The 542-nt window shown below is 81.0% G+C and carries 1 pseudogene; it reads left to right on the top strand.

The window, feature by feature from the left end:
• Positions 1–542 (top strand): annotated as a pseudogene (locus F6X68_RS33870) (hypothetical protein); the annotation flags it as partial.

The following is a 542-nucleotide window of genomic DNA, read 5'->3' as shown; positions in this document are numbered from 1 at the left end:
CCCACGAGGGCCCACCATCCGCCGTCCGCCCCGACGGGCGGGGTGGACGGCGGGCCGGAGCCGGGCGCGGCGGTGCGGGAGTTGTGTCGGGCGTACCGGGCGGACGTCGGCGACGGACCGGGCGGTCTGCCGGACGCCGCCGCCTTCGGTGACCTGATCCACGCCGCCGGTGGCCCTGGGAAGGTCGCCGGCTACTGCGAGCGGGTGCTGACCGGCGAGCCGAAGAGCCCCGCCCCGCACGGCAGCCCGTCCGGCGGGCCGACAGCCACGCCGACCGGCCGACCCGGAGCGGACCCGACCGGCCATCCCGGAGCGGATCCGACCGGCCGACCCGGAGCCGACCCGACCGGCCATCCCGGAGCGGATCCGACCGGCCATCCCGGGGTCGACCCGACCAGCCGTCCCGGCGCCGACCCGAGCCGGCGGGCCGGGCCGCCCACGGCGTCGCCGTCGACCACGGCCGCGCGACCGGCCCGGCCCGGCCCCGTCCAGGTCTCGCCGGCGCAGGGACGCCACACCGCCGCGCCGAGTGCTGGCGAGGC

The organism is Micromonospora sp. AMSO12t (genome assembly GCF_008806585.1).
GTDB classification, from domain to species: Bacteria; Actinomycetota; Actinomycetes; order Mycobacteriales; family Micromonosporaceae; genus Micromonospora; species Micromonospora reichwaldensis.
The sequence above is the reverse complement of the archived record's forward strand: the minus strand, read 5'-3'. Positions and strand labels throughout refer to the sequence as shown.